Below are 18750 nucleotides of genomic sequence, written 5' to 3' on the forward strand. Positions count from 1 at the left end.
TAGGCCGGGCGCATACTTGCGATCGACCGGTACCCCTTCTCGAGGACTGGATCGTCGTCATGAGCGCACCGTTGCGCCCGCGTCCGGCCGGCCCATCCGGGCCCGCCCCCTCGTGGGATAGCGCCGTTCCCGGCGCCCGCGCCACCTCCCGTCTGCTCACCGCCGGTGTCGTTGGCGCCGGTCGGGTCGGCGCCGTGCTGGGCGCCGCGCTCGCCGCCGCCGGGCACCGGGTGGTTGCCGTCTCCGGCAGCTCCGGAGCCAGCCGCGCCCGCCTCGCCCTGCTGTTGCCCGAGGTGCCCCGTCGCCCGGTCGCCGCCGTGGCCCACGCCGCCGCCGACCTGCTGCTGATCGCGGTACCGGACGACAGGCTCGCCGGTGTGGTGGCTGACCTCGCGCAGCGGGGCGCGCTGCACCCGGGTCAGATCGTCGCGCACACCTCGGGAGCGCACGGCCTGGCCGTGCTGGGGCCGGCCGTCGCGGCCGGCGCCCGGCCGCTCGCCCTGCACCCCGCGATGACCTTCACCGGTACGCCGGACGACCTGGCCCGGCTGGACGGCATCTCGTACGGGGTGACCGCCCCGGCGGAGCTGCGCCCGCTGGCTGCCCGGCTGGTCGCCGACCTCGGTGGCGTGCCCGAGTGGGTGGCCGAGTCGGACCGCCCGCTCTACCACGCCGCGCTGGCCCACGGCGCCAACCACCTGGTGACCCTGGTCAACGAGGCGACCGACCGGTTGCGGGACGCCGGGGTGTCCCAGCCGGAGAAGGTACTCGCCCCGCTGCTGCGGGCCGCCCTGGAGAACGCGTTGCGGCTCGGCGACGACGCGTTGACCGGCCCGGTTTCCCGTGGCGACGCGGGCACCGTGCAGCGGCACCTGGCCCGGCTGGCGGCCACCGCGCCGGAGTCCGTCCCCGCGTACCTGGCGCTGGCCCGTCGTACCGCCGACCGGGCGATCGCCGCCGGCCGGCTGCGGCCGGTGGACGCACAGTCGCTGCTCGGCGTGCTGGCCGACAGCGGTCGGGAGGTGGCTGCGTGAGCGTGAGGAGTGAGCCGATCTTGCGAGCCCCGCAGTCGCGAACCGAGGTGCCGCTGTGACCCAGGTGGTGCACACGCGTGCCGAGTTGGCCGAGGCCAGGGCCGGGCTGAAGGGCACGGTCGGGGTGGTGATGACCATGGGCGCGCTGCACTCCGGGCACGAGACGTTGCTGCGCGCGGCCCGGGAACAGGCCGACCACGTGCTGGTTACGGTCTTCGTGAACCCGTTGCAGTTCGGGCCGAACGAGGACTTCGACCGCTACCCGCGCACCCTCGACGCCGACCTGGAGGTGTGCCGGCGGGCGGGTGCCGACCTGGTCTTCGCCCCGTCGGTGGCGGACATGTATCCGGACGGGCAACCCCGTGTACGCCTCGATCCGGGCCCGCTGGGCGCCGAGCTGGAGGGGGCGAGTCGCCCCGGCTTCTTCCACGGCGTGCTCACGGTGGTGCTGAAGCTGCTCCAGCTCACCCAGCCGGATCTGGCGTTCTTCGGCGAGAAGGACTACCAGCAGCTCACCCTGGTCCGGCGGATGGCCCGTGACCTGGACGTGCCGGTCGAGGTGGTCGGCGTGCCGACCGTCCGGGAGTCGGATGGGTTGGCGCTATCCAGCCGCAACCGTTACCTGAGCGAGCCGGAGCGGGCCGCCGGGCTGAGTCTGTCCGCAGCGCTGCGGGCCGGCGCGCAAGCCGCCGACGACGGCCTGGACGCGGGGGCGGTACTGACCGCCGCGCACGCCGCGTTCGGCGCCGGTACGCCCGGTGCCCGCCTCGACTACCTGGTGCTCACCGATCCCGAGTTGGAACCGGGGCCGGTGGCCGGGCCGGCCCGGCTGGTGATCGCCGCCTGGGTGGGCGCCACCCGGTTGATCGACAACGCCGCGATCCACCTCGCCCCGCGCCCCTGACCCGGCCGCACCACCCCCCACCGATACCGCGAAAGGCCACTCCGATGTTGCGGACCATGCTCAAGTCGAAGATCCACCGAGCCACTGTGACCCAGGCCGACCTGCACTACGTCGGTTCGGTGACGGTGGACGAGGATCTGCTCGACGCCGCCGACCTGCTCCCCGGCGAGCAGGTGGCGATCGTGGACATCACCAATGGCGCCCGGCTGGAGACGTACGTGATCCCCGGCGAGCGGGGCAGCGGCGTGATCGGCATCAACGGCGCCGCCGCGCACCTGGTGCACCCCGGCGACCTGGTCATCCTGATCTCGTACGGGCAGATGGACGACGCCGAGGCCCGGACCTACCGGCCACGTGTCGTGCACGTCGACGCCGACAACCGGGTGATCGAGTTGGGTGCCGACCCGGCTGCGGCGGCACCGGGAACGGCCGGGAACCCGGTACCCAGCCCGCTGGCCGTGTCCGGAGTCTGATCCCGCGTACCGCGATTCCGGTCTGTTACCGGAAGGTCATTTCCGGTTACCCTGGGCACGCTGGCGGAAGCCGGTCGGTGGCTGGGGGAGGCCGCGATGAGCCGTGCCATGACGACCCTGTTCGCCGCTGCCGTGTCGGCAGTGCTGCTGGTGGGCTGCGCCGGGTCTGGTGGCCTGGACGGTGATCTGACCGACGACTGGGCGGCGATGCCGGCACCGTCGGCGTTCACCCCGGCCGCCGGTGTGTGTCACGCCGCCGACTTCACCGACCTGGTCAGCCTGGCCAGCTATGAGCCGGTGGACTGCGCCGGGCCGCACCGCCTGGAGACCGTGCACGTCGGGGCGTTCCCGGCCGGGCGGACGACGGCTCCGGCGGGTGGTTCGGCCGAGCTGCGGGGTGCGTTCGCCGAGTGCGACACCCGGGCGACCGGCTACGTGGGGGACGACTGGCGGTCCGGCCGACTGCGGCTGTCCGTGGCGCTGCCCAACGGGCTGGGCTGGGCGGCGGGTTCCCGGTGGTTCCGCTGCGACCTCACCGAGCTGACCACTGTCGAGGCGGCGGCCACAGTTGTGGTCCGGTCGGGCAGTCTGCGGGACGCGTTGAAGGGTCCCACCGCGCTGCGCCTCGGTTGCCAGCAGACCCGCGGTGGCGCCGGCCGTGGTGTGCAGACGCTGACCCCGGTGGAGTGCGGCAAGCAGCACGACGCCGAGTTCGTCGGGGTGTGGCGCGCACCGGATCTGGCGTACCCGACCCGGGACGCCGACTGGCTGCCGCTCTACACGGGGTGTCGCAGCGTCCTGGCGCGGTACGCGGGCGTGCCGGACGACGCCAAGCTGCGCTTCCGCAGCGGTGTGGTGGTCCGTCCGCCGGGGGCTGGGCGCTGGACGGTCGGTGATCGGGGCGTCCGCTGCTATCTCTGGCTCAGCGACCGTACGGTGACCGCCACGCTGAAGGGCGCGGGCCAGGCTGGTCTACCGGTCCGGACGAAGTGACCACGGCCTGACTGTCGGCGCGCGCCGGACGGGGTCGCCCAAAACACTCGTCCCGCCCCCGCCGCCCCGGGCGAGGATGGTTCGGGTTGACTGGGGGGATGGACCTTCCGACCGTCGACCTGCCTGCCCTGCCCGCGCTGCTGGCCGCGCCCGCGCCCGGCTGGGTGGAGACCACCGACGTGATCGTGGTGGGTTCCGGCGTGGCGGGGTTGACCGCGGCGCTGCACCTGCGTGAGGCCGGTCTGCACGTCACGGTGGTAACCAAGGTCAACATTGACGACGGCTCGACCCGGTGGGCGCAGGGCGGCATCGCGGCCGTGCTCGACCCGGCCGACACCCCGGCGGCGCATGCCCGGGACACCGAGGTCGCCGGGGTGGGGCTGTGCGACCCGGCGGCGGTTCGGGTGCTGGTCGAGGAGGGCCCGACCCGGCTCCGTGAGCTGATGCGGATCGGCGCCGAGTTCGATCGTCACCCGGACGGCTCGCTGATGCTGACCCGCGAGGGCGGGCACCGGGCGGACCGGATCGTGCACGCCGGCGGGGACGCCACCGGCGCGGAGGTGCAGCGGGCCCTGCACGCCGCGGTACAGCGCGACCCGTGGATCCGGCTGGTCGAGCACGCTCTCGTGCTGGATCTGCTGCGCGCGCCCGGCGACGGCCCGGATGGCCTCGGCCCGGCCTGCGGGATCACCCTGCACGTGTTGGGTGAGGGCAGCGAGGACGGCGTCGGCGCGCTGCTGGCCCGTGCAGTGGTGCTCGCCACCGGCGGCATGGGGCAGATCTTCTCGGCCACCACAAACCCGGCGGTCTCCACCGGGGACGGGGTGGCGCTGGCGCTGCGGGCCGGCGCGGCCGTGACCGACGTGGAGTTCGTGCAGTTCCACCCGACCGCCCTGATCACCCCGCCCGGCGCGGGGGTGCCCGGGGCGGGGCACGCACAGCAGCCGCTGGTCTCGGAGGCGCTGCGCGGCGAGGGCGCGTACCTGGTGGACGCGGACGGCAAGAGGTTCATGGTGGGCCAGCACGAGTTGGCCGAGCTGGCACCCCGGGATGTGGTGGCCAAGGGCATCCACCGGGTGCTGCTGGCGACCGGCGCGGACCACGTCTTCCTCGACGCACGGCACCTGGGCGGCGACTTCCTGGCCGGTCGGTTCCCCACCATCGTGGCGTCCTGCCTGGCGATCGGCGTGGACCCGGCGACCGACCTGATCCCGGTGGCGCCGGCCGCCCACTACGCCTCCGGCGGGGTCCGCACCGATCTGCGCGGCCGTACCTCCATCCCCGGCCTGTACGCCTGCGGCGAGGTCGCCTGCACTGGCGTGCACGGCGCGAACCGGCTGGCCAGCAACTCGCTGCTGGAGGGTCTGGTCTTCTCCCGGCGGATCGCCGAGGACATCGCGGCCGGCCTGCCCGAACAGGCCCAGCCGGCGGAGACCGGCGCCTGGCGTGGCGGGACGGGCTGGGTGCTGCCCGCGGAGGTGACGCCGACCCTGCAACGGGCGATGACCCGGGGGGCCGGGGTGCTCCGATCCGCGGCGACGTTGTCCGGGACGGCCGGGACGTTGACCGAGCTGGGCGTTGCCCGGGGCCGGCCCCGGACCGCCGACTGGGAGGCGACGAACCTGCTCACTGTGGCATCGACGCTGGTGGCCGCCGCGTACGCCCGTGGTGAGACCCGGGGCTGCCACTGGCGGGAGGACTTCCCGACGGCCGACGAACGGTGGCTGGGCCATCTGGTCGGGGCGGTCGGGGCGCAGGGCCGGGTGACGCAACAGTGGGAGGGGAACTCGTGATCGAGTCGACGGAGACGGCGTTGCGGGCGGCCGGGTTGGATCCGGCGCACGTACGGCAGGTGATCGAGGGCGCGCTGGTCGAGGATCTGGGCCCGGATTTCCTGGACGTCACAAGCGTGGCCACCATTCCGGCGGAGCAGACCGACACCGCCGACCTGGTGGCCCGCGCGGACGGGGTGTTGGCCGGGATGGCGGTGGCCGCCGCCGTGTTCGAGCTGGTGGGCGAGGTGACGGGCTTCGGTCGTACCGTCGAGGTGTCGGTGCTGGCCCGCGACGGCGAGCGGGTGGCCCGCGGCGACGTGCTGGCGACGGTGACCGGCCCGACCCGGCTGCTGCTGACGGCCGAGCGGACGGCGCTCAACCTGCTCTGCCGGATGTCCGGGGTGGCCACACACACCCGCGCCTGGGCGGACGCGCTGGCCGGCACGAAGGCGATGGTGCTGGACACCCGCAAGACGACGCCGGGCCTGCGGGCGCTGGAGAAGTACGCGGTGCGGGCCGGCGGCGGCACCAACAAGCGGATGGGCCTCTACGACGTGGCCATGATCAAGGACAACCACAAGCTGGCAGCCGGTGGCATCACCGCTGCCTACCGGCGGGTCCGGGAGGCGTTCCCGGAGGTGCCGGTGCAGGTCGAGGTAACCACTGTCGACGAGGCGGTGGAGGCCGTGGAGGCCGGGGCGGACTTCCTGCTCTGCGACAACATGACGCCGGAGGTGCTGGCCGAGGCGGTGGCCGCTGTGGGCGACCGGGCGGAGCTGGAGGCGACCGGCGGGCTGACCCTGGAGGTGGCCGGCCGGTACGCGGCCACCGGCGTGGACTTCCTCTCGGTGGGCGCGCTGACCCACTCGTCGCCGATCCTGGACATCGCGCTGGACCTGCGCGCCAACTAGTTGTCTAGGCTGCGTGCGTGCTGCTCTGCATCGACATCGGAAACACCAACACCGTGCTGGCGACCTTCGACGGCGACAAGCTGGTGCACTCCTGGCGGATCAAGACCGATGCCCGCTCGACGGCGGACGAGCTGGGCCTGATGTTCCGGGGTCTGCTCGCCGGGGACAACGTCGAGATCACCGGTGTGGCCGCCTGTTCCACGGTGCCGGCCGCGCTGCGGTCGCTGCGCACCATGCTGAGTCGTTACTACGCCGAAGTGCCGAGCGTCGTGGTCGAGCCGGGAGTGCGGACCGGGGTGCAGTTGGCGATCGACAACCCGAAGGAGGTCGGCGCCGACCGGGTGGTGAACACGCTGGCCGCGTACACCCTCTACGGCGGGCCGTCGATCGTTGTGGACTTCGGCACCACCACCAACTTCGACGTGATCAGCGAGCGCGGTGAGTTCCTCGGCGGCGCGTTCGCCCCGGGCATCGAGATCTCCTTCGACGCGCTGGCCGCCCGGGCCGCGCAGCTGCGCAAGGTCGAGGCCACAAAGCCCCGCTCGGTGATCGGCAAGAACACCGTTGAGTGCCTCCAGGCAGGCCTGTACTTCGGCTTCGCCGGGCAGGTGGACCGGATCGTCGAGCGGATGACCGAGGAGCTGGGCGAGGTGCGGGCGGTGATCGCCACCGGCGGCCTCGCCTCCCTGGTGATCAACGAGTGTCGCAGCATCACCCACCACGAGCCGATGATCACGCTGATCGGTCTGCGGATGGTCTACGACCGCAACCTGTGACCCCGGCCGCCGTCGGGCGCCGGCCTTCGTGCCGGCGTCAGCGCCGCCGGGCGCGCAGCACCAGCGTCCGGTACGGCAGCTCGATGGTGTCCCGGCCGACCAGGGCGGGGTGGGTGTTCAGGAGTTCGGTGAGTTCCCGCTCGACTCGCTGCCGATCGTTGGTGGAGGCGGTGAGCCAGTACGAGCGGGTGCGGACCATGCCGAGCAACTCGTCCGGTGTGAGCGTGGTGCGGTGCGTGAACTCGCGCTTCTCGACGGCGTCGAACGCGGGGCCGAAGTCGGGGTGCTCGCCGAAGATCTCGCTGGTCGACTTGTCCCCGAAGTGGGCGATGCGACCCAGCTCGGTCACCCAGTCGACGCTGCCGTCCCGGATGTTCCAGATGGGGGCGAAGGTGCCGCCGGGACGGAGCACCCGGGCGATCTCGGCGTGCGCGGGCTCCCGGTCGAACCAGTGGTACGCCGTCCCGACCAGTACCGCGTCCGCCGCCGAGTCGGGCAGCGGCATGGCCTCGGCGCTGCCCGCCAGGGCCGTCGTGCCCGGGGTGCTGGCGGCGAGCTGCGCCCCCATCCCCGGATCGGGCTCGACCGGTACGACCTCGTGGCCCAGGGCCAGCACACCGCGGGTCAGGATGCCGGTGCCCGCCGCGAGATCGACCACCCGGGCTTCGCTCAGCCCGTCGAGTGCCCAGCGGATCGCAGCCTCGGGATAACGCGGCCGAAACCGGTCGTAATCACTCGCGGCGGCACCGAACGACAGGGCGTGAGTGTGATCGACCATGACGGGCAGGTTATCCCGTAACGGCCTCCGGACCGCTTGAGTACGCTCGGGCCTGACCCCCTGTATCTCCGTGACGAGGAAGCGTGCCGTGACCGAGCAGAACCCCGTGCCAGTGGACCCCGCCGATGACCTTCCCGAGCAGATGAAGGTCCGCCGGGAGAAGCGGGACCGGATGCTCGCCGAGGGCGTCGAGCCCTACCCGGTCGGCTTCCCCCGCACCACCACCCTGGCGCAGGTCCGGGCGGGCTACGCCGACCTGCCCACCGACACCGCGACCGGCGACCAGGTCGCTGTCACCGGCCGGGTGATCTTCGTACGCAACACGGGCAAGCTCTGCTTCGCGACCCTGCGGGACGGCGATGGCACCGAGTTGCAGGCGATGCTCTCCCTGGACCGGGTCGGGCCGGAGCGGCTGGAGGCGTGGAAGCGCCTCGTCGACCTCGGCGACCACGTGGGCGTCACCGGCGAGGTGATCACCAGCCGCCGGGGTGAGCTGTCGGTCCTGGCCCAGCAATGGGAGATGACCGCCAAGGCGCTGCGACCGTTGCCGGTGGCCCACAAGCCCCTCTCCGAGGAGGCGCGCGTCCGGCAGCGTTACGTCGACCTGATTGTCCGGCCGCAGGCACGGGAGATGGTGCGCACCCGGGCCGCCGCGGTCCGCAGTCTCCGCGATTCACTGCACGGGCAGGGCTTCATCGAGGTGGAAACGCCGATGTTGCAACTGCTGCATGGCGGCGCGGCAGCCCGACCGTTCGTGACCCACAGCAATGCGTTGAACACCGATCTGTATCTGCGAATCGCTCCGGAACTGTTTCTCAAGCGCGCCGTGGTCGGCGGTGTCGACCGCGTCTTCGAGATCAACCGCAACTTCCGTAATGAGGGTGTCGACTCTTCGCACTCGCCGGAGTTCGCGATGCTGGAGACGTACCAGGCGTACGGCGACTACGACACGATCGGCGAGCTGACCCGCAATCTCGTGCAACAGGCGGCGATCGCGGTCAGCGGCTCGACGGTGGTGACCCATGCCGACGGGCGGGAGTTCGACCTGGGCGGCGAGTGGCGGTCCGTGACGTTGTTCGGTGTGCTTTCCGAAGCGCTGGGCGAGGAGGTCACGGTCCGTACCGAACGGTCCCGTCTGGTGGAGTACGCGGACAAGGTGGGATTGGCCGTGGACCCGAAGTGGGGCCCGGGCAAGCTGGCCGAGGAACTGTTCGAGGAACTGGTCGTTCCCGGCCTGGAGGCGCCCACCTTCGTGCGGGACTACCCGGAGGAGACCAGCCCGCTGACCCGGGGGCACCGCAGCGAGCCGGGGCTGGCCGAGAAGTGGGACCTGTACGTGCTCGGCTTCGAGCTGGGCACCGGGTACTCCGAACTGGTCGATCCGATCGTGCAGCGCGAGCGACTGGTCGCCCAGGCCCAGTTGGCCGCCCGTGGCGACGACGAGGCGATGCGGCTCGACGAGGACTTTCTTCGGGCGATGGAGTATGGAATGCCGCCGGCCGGCGGTATGGGAATGGGAATCGACCGGCTCTTGATGGCCCTGACCGGCCTCGGAATTCGGGAAACGATCCTCTTCCCGTTGGTCCGCCAGGAGTAGTTCCGTCCGGGTTCACGCCGAGTCGTAACCGGATCCTATTGACGCGACGAGCGGCGCGCGGGTTATTGTGCTCTCGTTAGCAGGAGCACCCTGCTCGAAAGGAATGTGGGACGTGGCCAAGCAGATCATTCACAAGCTGGTCGATGACCTGGACGGCGGGGACGCGGACGAGACCGTCAAGTTCGCCCTCGACGGCGTTCAGTACGAGATCGACCTGTCGAGCGCCAACGCCGCGAAATTGCGCGATGCATTTGCGTCGTACGTGGGTGCCGGCACCAAGGTCGGCCGGGGCGGTGTCGTGATCGGTGGGCGGGCTGCCCGCGGTCGGGGTGGCGCGACCGCCGATCGGGAACAGAACAAGGCGATCCGGGAGTGGGCCAAGAAGGCCGGCAAGGACATCTCGGACCGGGGTCGTATCCCGCAGGAGATCGTGGACGAGTTCCACGCGAAGCGCTGATCCGTCAGCGACTTGGTGGCCAGCAGCCACCGCAGGCGACACCGACGCCGGGCCGGAGGGGTTCTCCGGGCCGGCGTCGCCGTATCCGGGTGCCGTCGTGGTGTCCGTTCGGGGTTGGGAAGCATTCCGTGCCGACCGGCGTTGTCCACAACCAGTGGAACAGCTATCCACAGCCTGTGGACAACCTCCCCCAGGGGCCCGGCGCGGCGCTCGCCGCGACCGCCGGTCGGCCCTCCCGGGCCTCCCGGAGGGCTTCCGAACCCCGGATCGGGCTTCCGTCGAGCCAGTCGGATTTCGCTCTGCGCGTAGCGACAGGGCTACCGGAACACCTCCTGAGCGCGGACGGTTGTTCAAAACGACGTGCAACCGACCCAGAGCAGAGACACACGACCTCAGCTGAGTCGGTCAGCGACGATAGAGTAAGGAGGCACGGACGCCCGTCCTGGACGTTCGTGCACCGGCCCCGCCAAGATCTTGACCATCAAGGCGCACGGCACGTGAGGAGCACGAGGGCATGTTCGAGCGGTTCACCGACCGAGCGCGACGGGTTGTCGTCCTGGCCCAAGAAGAGGCCCGGATGCTCAACCACAACTACATCGGTACGGAACACATCCTGCTGGGCCTGATCCACGAAGGTGAAGGCGTCGCGGCAAAGGCCCTGGAGAGCCTCGGCATCTCCCTGGAGGGCGTCCGCCAGCAGGTCGAGGAGATCATCGGCCAGGGTCAGCAGGCGCCGAGCGGGCACATCCCGTTCACGCCGCGGGCCAAGAAGGTGCTGGAGCTGTCGCTGCGCGAGGCGCTGCAGCTCGGCCACAACTACATCGGCACTGAGCACATCCTGCTCGGGCTGATCCGTGAGGGCGAGGGCGTCGCCGCCCAGGTGCTGGTCAAGCTCGGCGCCGACCTCAACCGGGTCCGCCAGCAGGTGATCCAGCTGCTCTCCGGCTACCAGGGCAAGGAGCCCGCCGCGGCGGGTGCCGCGCCGGGTGAGGCCGCGCCGTCGACCAGCCTGGTGCTGGACCAGTTCGGCCGCAACCTGACTCAGGCCGCCCGCGAGGGCAAGCTCGACCCGGTCATCGGGCGCGAGAAGGAAATCGAGCGGGTCATGCAGGTGCTCTCCCGCCGTACCAAGAACAACCCGGTCCTGATCGGTGAGCCCGGCGTCGGTAAGACGGCCGTGGTGGAGGGCCTGTCCCAGAAGATCATCAAGGGCGAGGTGCCCGAGACCCTCAAGGACAAGCAGCTCTACACGCTCGACCTGGGCGCGCTCGTCGCCGGTTCCCGCTACCGCGGTGACTTCGAGGAGCGCCTCAAGAAGGTGCTCAAGGAGATCCGCACCCGCGGCGACATCATCCTGTTCATCGACGAGATTCACACCCTGGTGGGTGCGGGTGCCGCCGAGGGCGCGATCGACGCCGCGAGCATCCTCAAGCCGATGCTGGCCCGTGGTGAGCTGCAGACCATCGGTGCCACCACGCTCGACGAGTACCGCAAGCACCTGGAGAAGGACGCCGCTCTCGAGCGCCGCTTCCAGCCGATCCAGGTGGGTGAGCCGTCGCTGGCCCACACCATCGAGATCCTCAAGGGCCTGCGGGACCGCTACGAGGCTCACCACCGGGTGAGCATCACCGACGCAGCTCTCGTGGCTGCCGCAACTCTGGCCGACCGGTACATCTCCGACCGCTTCCTCCCGGACAAGGCGATCGACCTGATCGACGAGGCCGGTGCCCGGATGCGAATCCGTCGGATGACCGCGCCGCCAGACCTGCGTGACTTCGACGAGCGCATCGCCCAGGTGCGTCGCGACAAGGAGTCCGCGATCGACGCGCAGGACTTCGAGCGCGCCGCCCAGCTGCGCGACAAGGAGAAGCAGCTCCTCGGCCAGAAGGCTCAGCGGGAGAAGGAGTGGAAGGCCGGTGACCTGGACGTCGTCAGCGAGGTTGACGACGAGCAGATCGCCGAGGTTCTCGGCAACTGGACCGGCATCCCGGTCTACAAGCTGACCGAGGAGGAGACCTCGCGCCTGCTGCGCATGGAGGACGAGCTGCACAAGCGCGTCATCGGCCAGGAGGACGCGGTCAAGGCGGTCTCGAAGGCGATCCGGCGTACCCGGGCCGGCCTGAAGGACCCGAAGCGCCCGTCGGGCTCGTTCATCTTCGCCGGCCCGTCCGGTGTCGGTAAGACAGAGCTGTCCAAGGCGCTCGCCGAGTTCCTCTTCGGCAGCGAGGATTCCCTCATCCAGCTGGACATGTCCGAGTTCCACGACCGTTACACGGTCTCCCGGCTCGTGGGTGCCCCTCCCGGCTACGTCGGCTACGACGAGGGCGGGCAGCTGACCGAGAAGGTGCGGCGTCGGCCGTTCTCGGTGGTCCTCTTCGACGAGATCGAGAAGGCCCACCCGGACGTGTTCAACACGCTCCTGCAGATCCTCGAAGACGGTCGGCTCACCGACGGTCAGGGTCGGATCGTGGACTTCAAGAACACGGTCATCATCCTGACCACCAACCTGGGCACCCGTGACGTCGCCAAGGCGGTGTCGCTGGGCTTCCAGCAGTCGGAGGACTCCGAGTCCAACTACGACCGGATGAAGCAGAAGGTCAACGACGAGCTCAAGCAGCACTTCCGGCCTGAGTTCCTCAACCGGATCGACGACACCATCGTCTTCCACCAGCTGCGCCAGACTGAGATCCTCTCGATCGTGGACATCATGATCCAGCGGATCGAGGGCCAGCTGCGGAACAAGGACATGGGTCTGGAGCTGACCGACAACGCCAAGAAGTACCTGGCCGCGAAGGGCTTCGACCCGGTGCTCGGTGCCCGTCCGCTTCGTCGCACGATCCAGCGCGACATCGAGGACAACCTCTCCGAGCGGATCCTGTTCAACGAGCTGACCCCGGGTCAGATCGTCGTGGTGGACTGCGAGGGCGACCCGGACGACATCGACAACTCCAAGCTCGTCTTCCGGGGCGCGGAGAAGCCGGTCGAAGTTCCGGACGCCGTCCCGGCCGACCTCGGTGGCACTGCCGCTGGCACCGCCGCCGCAGGCGTGGACGAGTAACACAACCAGCAAGGGGCGGGGCCCCGGTGGCGCAAGCCACCGGGGCCCCGCCTTTTTGTGCCCCTCAGCTCAGGCCACCCCCCGGTGCCCCCGCCCGCAAGATCGCGCTACATCCCAGATGTAGTGACCTCCGGCGCGCCCGACACCACTACAACCGGGATCGAGCACGATCTGGGGGTGGAATGCGCCGATCGCCGGGCCTTCGTGCACCGCGTTCGGGCGTTCGACGTGGGGCCGGTGCGCAGGATGCGCACTGTCGGCGGGTCAGGTGGTGAGGTCTGAGGTGGGGAGGGACGGGCCGTCACCGACCAGGCGGAAGGAGTCGTCGCCAGCCGGTTCGACCAGCCCGTCCTGCACCAGGCCGGCGAGGGCGCGGGCGCGTTGCACGTCGTCGGTCCAGACCTGGTCCAGCCGTTGGTGGGGGACCGGTCCGGTGCTGTCCCGGAGTACTCCGAGCAGCAGACCGCGGACCTGCCGGTCGGTGCCCGCGTACCGCTGGGGTCTGCGGGTCGGCCCGGCCGGCGCCTCCTGGCCGGACGCCCGCCAGGCGCAGACCGACTCGACGGGGCAGGCGGTGCAGCGCGGTGATCGGGCTGTGCAGATCACCGCGCCCAGTTCCATGAACGCGACGCTGGCCAGCGCCGCTGCGGCCGGTTCCGTCGGGAGCAGCTCTTCGGTGGCGACGAGGTCGGCTGGTCGGGTGACGGGCCCGGCGTCCGGTTCGCCGGCCACCGCCCGGGACACGACCCGGCGTACGTTGGTGTCGACGACCGGGTGCCGCTGCCCGTACGCGAAGGCGGCCACGGCCCGCGCGGTGTAGGTGCCGACGCCGGGCAGTGCGAGCAGTTGCTCCAGCCGGTCCGGCACCTGGCCGCCGTGCCGGTCGACGATCGCGACAGCGCATTCGCGCAGCCGGACCGCCCGACGGGGGTAGCCGAGGCGCCCCCACATCCGGATCGCCTCGGCTGGGGTGTCCGCCGCCAACGAGGCCGGCTCGGGCCAGCGGGCCAGCCATGCCTGCCAGGCCGGCACCACCCGGACCACTGGTGTCTGCTGGAGCATGACCTCGCTGACCAGGATGGCCCACGGGGTGACACTGGGCTCGCGCCACGGCAGGTCACGGGCGTGCTGCTGGAACCACCGGCTGACCAGTGTGGCGAAGTCGGGTTGAGTCATGGCGTCGTCGATGATGTCACGCCCGGCGTTCCCGTTGGGTGGGCGGCTCGGGCGGGGTGCCACGTCGTGGTTCGGCGGACGGGGGAGAATGCGCGGATGAATGAGCTCGCGATCACCGTCATCGGTCGGGACCGGCCGGGCATCGTGGCCGACGTCGCGGAGGTGCTGGCCCGACTGGGCGCGAACCTCACCGACAGCACGATGACGCGGCTGCGGGGGCATTTCGCGATGACCCTCATCTGCACCGGTCCGGCCGCCGCCGAGGTCGAGGCCGCACTGGCGTCGCTGGCCGCCGACGGTCAGCTGCTGGCGACGGTACGCGCGGTCACCCCGGACGGCGATGTTCCTCCGGCGGGTGAGCCGTACGTGATGGCGGTGCACGGTTCGGACCGGATGGGGATCGTCGCGGCGATGACGCGGGTGCTGGTGGATGCCGGGGGGAATGTCACCGACCTGAGTACCCGGTTGACCGGTGCGCTGTACGTGGTCCTGGCGGAGGTCGAGTTGCCGGCCGGTGTGGCGGACACTCTGATCGACCGGCTGCACCGGACGGCTGCCGAGCTGGGCGTGGAGGTCACCCTCCGGCCGGCGGACCCGGATCTGTTGTGACCGGCGAGGAGCGCGGGCCGGACGTCGGCCTGGGGGACTGGACACCGGAGTCGCTGGACGTGCCGGGCGAGGTGCGGGCTGTGGTGTCCGCCCCGCATCCGGTGTTGAGTCGGGCCGCGGACGAGGTCGACCCCACGGCAAAGGAGACGGTCCAACTCGCGGCCGACCTGATAGCCACGATGAAGGTCTCGCCGGGCTGCGTCGGGTTGGCCGCGCCGCAGGTCGGGGTGGGCGCTCGAGTCTTCGCCGTCGACGTGACGGGGCACCCGAAGGCGGTGACGGTGCACGGCGTCTTCGTCTTGTGCAACGCGCGCGTGGTCGAGGCGACGCGGTGGAAGCCGGGCCGTGAGGGCTGCATGTCGGTGCCGGACCTGACCGGGGACGTGAAGCGGGCCAGCCGGCTGGTGGTGGAGGGTGACCTGCCGGGCAGCGGCGAGCCGGTCCGGCTGGTGACCGACGGCTTCGAGGCCCGGGCGTTGCAACACGAGATCGACCACTGTGCGGGGCTACTCTTCCTGGACCGGGTGGCCGGTGCGCACGCGGTCTATCAGCGCAAGGTCTACCTGTGATCGGGTGCCGGACCGTCCCCAGTGGAGGGTGGTGCGGGCGCCTCGGAGTGGCTCCGGCGCGTCGCGCGGCACTGCCGGGTACGGCGCGGCTACGGTGGAGGGCATCATGCGTCTGACGGTCGGCCCCCTGCCACCCGCCGTGTACTGGCGGCGTCGCGCCGTCGTACTCGGAGCGGGGTTTCTGTTCCTGATTGTCCTGCTCTACTCCTGTACCGGTTCGGGTCGTTCCGGCGGTCAGGAGCCGAAGGCGGGAGGTTCGCCGTCGGCGACGTCCGCTGCGACGTCTGGTCCCGTTGGGCCGGTGCTGACACCGCAGACCGGCGGTCCGTCGTCGTCCGCCTCCGCTGATTCGGGTCCGGCGAATCCGAGCCCGGCGATCACCAGCAACACGCCACCGCTGGGCACGGCGGCCGGTTCAGGGGACGACGGCACCTGCACCGACGGGGAGATCAGCGTCGTCTCGTCGGCGAGCCCGACCTCGGTGCAACGGGGTGCTGTGGTCGAGCTGCAACTGAGGATCAAGAACACGTCGAACCGGACGTGCAGTCGCAACGTCGGCGCCGACCTTCAGGAGATCTTCATCAAGTCCGGTGCCGAGAAGGTCTGGTCGTCGGACACCTGCGGCAAGGTCCAGGGCTCGGACCCGCAGTCCTTCACGCCGAACTTCGAGCGCTCCTACGAGGTGCCGTGGAACGGGCGGGACACCAGCCGCTGTGACGGCGCGCTGGCCGCCGGGCCGTTCCCGCCGGTCGGGTCGTACCAGGTGTTCGCTCGGGTCGGCACGAAGCTCAGCGACCCGGTGAAGCTCACCGTCACCGGCTGAGCACTGTCAGACGTAGCGTTCCAGGATGGATGCCTCGGCGAGCCGGGACAGCCCCTCACGGACGCCGCGGGCCCGGGCGTCGCCGACCCCTTCGACGGCTTGCAGGTCTTCCACTGTCGCGCCGAGCAGACGCTGGAGGCTGCCGAAGTGCAGCACCAGGCGATCGACCACCGCCACCGGTAGCCGGGGCACCTTGGCCAGCAGCCGGAAGCCGCGCGGGCTGACCGCGGCGTCGAGCGCGTCGGACGCGGCCGGGTAGCCGATCGCCTTCGCCACCGCCACCAGGTCGATCAGCTCGGTGGCACCGAGCAGGTCCAGCTCGACGAGAGCCTCGTCCAGGGTGCGCGACTTGCGGCCGACGGGGAGGTAGTCCCGGATGACCAGAGTGCGGTCGGCGTCCACGCCGGCCATCAGCTCGTCGAGTTGCAGGGCGAGCAGGCGACCGTCGGTGCCCAGCTCCACCACGTAACCGGCGATCTCGTCGGCGATCCGGCGAACCATCTCCAGCCGCTGCACCACGGCCACCGCGTCCCGCACGGTGACCAGATCCTCGATCTCCAGGGCGGAGAGCGTGCCGGAGACCTCGTCCAGCCGGAGCTTGTAGCGCTCCAGGGTGGCGAGCGCCTGGTTGGCGCGGGAGAGGATGGCCGCCGAGTCGTCGAGCACGTGCCGTTGGCCGTTGACGTAGAGGCTAATAATCCGCATCGACTGGCTGACCGAAATGACCGGATAGCCGGTCTGGCGGGCCACCCGCTCGGCGGTGCGGTGCCGGGTGCCGGACTCTTCCGTCGGGATGGACGGGTCGGGCATCAGGTGCACGGCCGCCCGGACGATCCTGGTGCCGTCGCTGGAGAGCACGACAGCGCCGTCCATCTTGCACAGCTCGCGCACGCGCGTCGCGGAGAACTCCACGTCCAGCGGGAAGCCGCCGGTGCAGAGACCCTCGACCACCTTGTCGTAGCCGAGCACGATGAGCGCGCCCGTGCGACCCCGCAGGATGCGCTCCAGACCGTCGCGCAGGGCGGTGCCCGGGGCCATCAGAGCGAGATTGGCCCGTAGCGGATCTCCGGCGCTCCCGGCGGCCCCCGCAGTCACGCTCACGCTGATCGGGCGGGCGGGCGAGCCCACGGCGCCGGTGCGGGCCTGGGGCGGCGCGCCGGCTGGCTTGGTGGTATCGCGGTCGATCGGCACGGGCACAGTCTACGGACTGCCGTGCGGTGGGTGCTGTCGTGGTTACTGTGATGTGTCACGATGCCGCCCTTTCCAGCGTTTCCCGCTTGCGACGTGCTGTCCGGTTTCGCCGCTCTCGTCGGCACGGTGGGTCACTCGGCGGACGCGCGGGCCGCATGGTGCAGCGCCGAACGGACGTCGGTGACCTCGGTCACCTGCATCTGACCGGGACCGGCGCCGGTGCTGGCCGGGCCACAGCCGGGCGGCACCAGGGCCACCTTGAACCCCAGCCGGGCGGCCTCGGCCAGCCGGCGCGGCACCGCCCCGACCCGGCGCACCTCGCCGGTCAGCCCCACCTCGCCGATCGCCACCAGGTGCGGCGCGATCGCCAGGTTGAGCCCGCCGGAGGCGACCGCCAGCGCCACCGCCAGGTCGGCGGCCGGCTCCACCACCCGGATCCCGCCCACTGTGGCGGCGAAGACCTCCCGGTCGTGCAGGGTCAGCCGCTCGGTGCGCCGTTGCAGCACCGCGAGCACCATCGCCAGTCGCGCCGAGTCGAGGCCGGAGACGGTGCGTCGGGGAGAGCCCGCCACTGTCGCGCCGATCAGCGCCTGCACCTCGGTGACCAGGGCCCGTCGCCCCTCCATGGCCACCGTCACGCAGGTGCCCGGGACCGGCTCCGCGTAGCGGGTCAGGAACAGCCCGGACGGGTCGGCCAGGCTGCTGATGCCGCCCTCGTGCATCTCGAAGCAGCCGACCTCGTCGGCCGCGCCGAACCTGTTCTTCACGCCGCGCACCAGGCGCAGCGACGAGTGCTTGTCGCCTTCGAAGTGCAGCACCACATCGACCAGGTGCTCCAGCACCCGAGGCCCGGCCACCTGGCCGTCCTTCGTGACGTGCCCGACCAGCACTGTGGCGATGCCCCGTTCCTTGGCGACCGAGACCAGCGCGGCCGTGACCGCGCGGACCTGGGTCACCCCACCGGGCACCCCCTCGGTGCCGGTGGTCGAGATGGTCTGCACCGAGTCGAGCACCAACAGGCCCGGCTTGACCGCGTCGAGGTGACCGAGCACCGAGCCCAGGTCGCTCTCCGCAGCGAGGTAGAGCTGCTCGTGCAGGGTGCCCATCCGCTCGGCGCGCAGGCGCACCTGGCTGACCGATTCCTCGCCGCTGACCACCAGTGAGGGGCTGCCGGCACCGATCGCCCACTGCTGCGCCACATCGAGCAGGAGGGTCGACTTGCCCACGCCGGGCTCGCCGGCGAGCAACACCACGGCACCGGGGACCAGGCCACCGCCGAGCACCCGGTCGAGCTCGCTCACCCCGGTGGGCACGGCGCGGGCCGGGGCGGCGCTGATGGTGGCGATCGGACGGGCCGGCTCGGACGGCATCCGGGAGCTGACCACCCGACCGGCGACGGTCGGGCCGGTGACAGTGCTCTCGACCACCGCGCCCCACTCGCCGCACTCCGGGCAGCGCCCCACCCACTTGGGCGGCTGGTGCCCGCAGGCGTCGCACTGGTAGGCCGGACGCGGCTCGCGGGCGGCGGACCGACCACGGGCGGCACCGGCCGTGCCGCCACGCGGAGGGGTCGATCGGGAGGTGGTCACATCAGGACGCTAGCCCTCGCGTACGACGAAAACACCC

17 protein-coding genes are annotated in these 18750 nt (G+C 71.2%); 13 read left to right on the forward strand and 4 right to left on the reverse strand.

The window, feature by feature from the left end; translation table 11 throughout:
* Nucleotides 1-59 precede the first annotated feature (59 nt).
* The 7 genes from ACLJOK_RS32550 to ACLJOK_RS32580 all read left to right on the forward strand — a co-directional run bounded on the left by ACLJOK_RS32550 (nt 60) and on the right by ACLJOK_RS32580 (nt 6866).
* Nucleotides 60-1034, forward strand: a complete 975-nt coding sequence (locus tag ACLJOK_RS32550) for a Rossmann-like and DUF2520 domain-containing protein (protein ID WP_410822310.1) — start codon at nt 60-62, stop codon at nt 1032-1034.
* 55 nt (nt 1035-1089) lie between these two features.
* Complete coding sequence (gene panC, locus ACLJOK_RS32555) at nt 1090-1938, forward strand: pantoate--beta-alanine ligase (RefSeq protein WP_410822311.1); 849 nt, start codon at nt 1090-1092, stop codon at nt 1936-1938.
* A 44-nt stretch (nt 1939-1982) separates the two neighbouring features.
* Nucleotides 1983-2411 carry an aspartate 1-decarboxylase gene (panD, locus tag ACLJOK_RS32560; RefSeq protein WP_112674301.1) on the forward strand — a complete coding sequence of 143 codons (429 nt, stop codon included), beginning with the start codon at nt 1983-1985 and terminating at the stop codon, nt 2409-2411.
* Between the two features lie 96 nt (nt 2412-2507).
* Nucleotides 2508-3404 (forward strand): septum formation family protein, encoded by an 897-nt coding sequence (locus tag ACLJOK_RS32565; protein ID WP_410822313.1) that lies wholly within the window; start codon nt 2508-2510, stop codon nt 3402-3404.
* 98 nt (nt 3405-3502) lie between these two features.
* The gene (locus ACLJOK_RS32570; protein WP_410822314.1) at nt 3503-5197 is read left to right on the forward strand and encodes an L-aspartate oxidase; all 1695 of its coding nucleotides are present in this window, start codon (nt 3503-3505) and stop codon (nt 5195-5197) included.
* Nucleotides 5194-6090: a carboxylating nicotinate-nucleotide diphosphorylase gene (gene nadC, locus ACLJOK_RS32575; protein ID WP_410822315.1), complete on the forward strand. Its 897-nt coding sequence runs from the start codon at nt 5194-5196 to the stop codon at nt 6088-6090. The genes ACLJOK_RS32570 and nadC overlap by 4 nt, the downstream gene beginning before the upstream one ends.
* 17 nt (nt 6091-6107) lie before the next feature.
* The gene (locus tag ACLJOK_RS32580) at nt 6108-6866 is read left to right on the forward strand and encodes a type III pantothenate kinase (RefSeq protein ID WP_354940157.1); all 759 of its coding nucleotides are present in this window, start codon (nt 6108-6110) and stop codon (nt 6864-6866) included.
* 37 nt (nt 6867-6903) lie between these two features.
* Here the strand turns inward: ACLJOK_RS32580 and ACLJOK_RS32585 are convergent, their stop codons facing one another.
* Nucleotides 6904-7644, reverse strand: a complete 741-nt coding sequence (locus tag ACLJOK_RS32585; protein WP_410822316.1) for a class I SAM-dependent methyltransferase — start codon at nt 7642-7644, stop codon at nt 6904-6906.
* An 88-nt stretch (nt 7645-7732) separates the two neighbouring features.
* Between ACLJOK_RS32585 and lysS the strand changes: the two genes are divergently transcribed.
* From lysS to ACLJOK_RS32600, 3 genes are all read left to right on the forward strand, one after another.
* A complete protein-coding gene (lysS, locus tag ACLJOK_RS32590; protein ID WP_410822317.1) occupies nt 7733-9241 on the forward strand; it encodes a lysine--tRNA ligase in 1509 nt (502 codons plus the stop codon).
* Between the two features lie 112 nt (nt 9242-9353).
* Nucleotides 9354-9698: a histone-like nucleoid-structuring protein Lsr2 gene (locus ACLJOK_RS32595; RefSeq protein WP_036392792.1), complete on the forward strand. Its 345-nt coding sequence runs from the start codon at nt 9354-9356 to the stop codon at nt 9696-9698.
* 514 nt (nt 9699-10212) lie between these two features.
* On the forward strand, nt 10213-12756 hold the full coding sequence (locus ACLJOK_RS32600; protein ID WP_354940166.1) for an ATP-dependent Clp protease ATP-binding subunit: 2544 nt from the start codon (nt 10213-10215) through the stop codon (nt 12754-12756).
* A 264-nt stretch (nt 12757-13020) separates the two neighbouring features.
* Here the strand turns inward: ACLJOK_RS32600 and ACLJOK_RS32605 are convergent, their stop codons facing one another.
* The gene (locus tag ACLJOK_RS32605) at nt 13021-13932 is read right to left on the reverse strand and encodes an A/G-specific adenine glycosylase (protein ID WP_410822318.1); all 912 of its coding nucleotides are present in this window, start codon (nt 13930-13932) and stop codon (nt 13021-13023) included.
* Between the two features lie 96 nt (nt 13933-14028).
* Between ACLJOK_RS32605 and ACLJOK_RS32610 the strand changes: the two genes are divergently transcribed.
* From ACLJOK_RS32610 to ACLJOK_RS32620, 3 genes are all read left to right on the forward strand, one after another.
* On the forward strand, nt 14029-14541 hold the full coding sequence (locus tag ACLJOK_RS32610; RefSeq protein ID WP_410822319.1) for a glycine cleavage system protein R: 513 nt from the start codon (nt 14029-14031) through the stop codon (nt 14539-14541).
* Nucleotides 14538-15110, forward strand: a complete 573-nt coding sequence (locus ACLJOK_RS32615; RefSeq protein ID WP_238676542.1) for a peptide deformylase — start codon at nt 14538-14540, stop codon at nt 15108-15110. Before ACLJOK_RS32610 ends, ACLJOK_RS32615 begins: the two co-directional genes overlap by 4 nt.
* A gap of 106 nt (nt 15111-15216) precedes the next feature.
* Nucleotides 15217-15933, forward strand: coding sequence for a hypothetical protein (locus tag ACLJOK_RS32620; protein WP_410822320.1), 717 nt, complete (start codon nt 15217-15219; stop codon nt 15931-15933).
* A gap of 6 nt (nt 15934-15939) precedes the next feature.
* Here the strand turns inward: ACLJOK_RS32620 and disA are convergent, their stop codons facing one another.
* Together disA and radA are read right to left on the reverse strand one after the other, a co-directional pair.
* Nucleotides 15940-17124 (reverse strand): DNA integrity scanning diadenylate cyclase DisA, encoded by a 1185-nt coding sequence (gene disA / locus ACLJOK_RS32625; RefSeq protein ID WP_238676544.1) that lies wholly within the window; start codon nt 17122-17124, stop codon nt 15940-15942.
* A 131-nt stretch (nt 17125-17255) separates the two neighbouring features.
* Nucleotides 17256-18713, reverse strand: coding sequence for a DNA repair protein RadA (radA, locus tag ACLJOK_RS32630; protein ID WP_410822321.1), 1458 nt, complete (start codon nt 18711-18713; stop codon nt 17256-17258).
* Between the last annotated feature and the right edge of the window lie 37 nt (nt 18714-18750).

Origin of the sequence: Micromonospora sp. 050-3 (assembly GCF_046549335.1) — a bacterium.
In the GTDB taxonomy this organism is placed as follows: domain Bacteria; phylum Actinomycetota; class Actinomycetes; order Mycobacteriales; family Micromonosporaceae; genus Micromonospora; species Micromonospora trifolii.

Bases quoted from the DNA above. Each gene is read 5' to 3' on its own strand.
- ACLJOK_RS32550 (WP_410822310.1), top strand. From the start codon at position 60: ATGAGCGCACCGTTGCGCCCGCGTCCGGCCGGCCCATCCGGGCCCGCC.
- ACLJOK_RS32620 (WP_410822320.1), top strand. From the start codon at position 15,217: ATGCGTCTGACGGTCGGCCCCCTGCCACCCGCCGTGTACTGGCGGCGT.
- ACLJOK_RS32605 (WP_410822318.1), bottom strand. From the start codon at position 13,932: ATGACTCAACCCGACTTCGCCACACTGGTCAGCCGGTGGTTCCAGCAG.
- ACLJOK_RS32610 (WP_410822319.1), top strand. From the start codon at position 14,029: ATGAATGAGCTCGCGATCACCGTCATCGGTCGGGACCGGCCGGGCATC.
- ACLJOK_RS32600 (WP_354940166.1), top strand. From the start codon at position 10,213: ATGTTCGAGCGGTTCACCGACCGAGCGCGACGGGTTGTCGTCCTGGCC.
- ACLJOK_RS32585 (WP_410822316.1), bottom strand. From the start codon at position 7,644: ATGGTCGATCACACTCACGCCCTGTCGTTCGGTGCCGCCGCGAGTGAT.
- panD (WP_112674301.1), top strand. From the start codon at position 1,983: ATGTTGCGGACCATGCTCAAGTCGAAGATCCACCGAGCCACTGTGACC.
- ACLJOK_RS32565 (WP_410822313.1), top strand. From the start codon at position 2,508: ATGAGCCGTGCCATGACGACCCTGTTCGCCGCTGCCGTGTCGGCAGTG.
- ACLJOK_RS32570 (WP_410822314.1), top strand. From the start codon at position 3,503: ATGGACCTTCCGACCGTCGACCTGCCTGCCCTGCCCGCGCTGCTGGCC.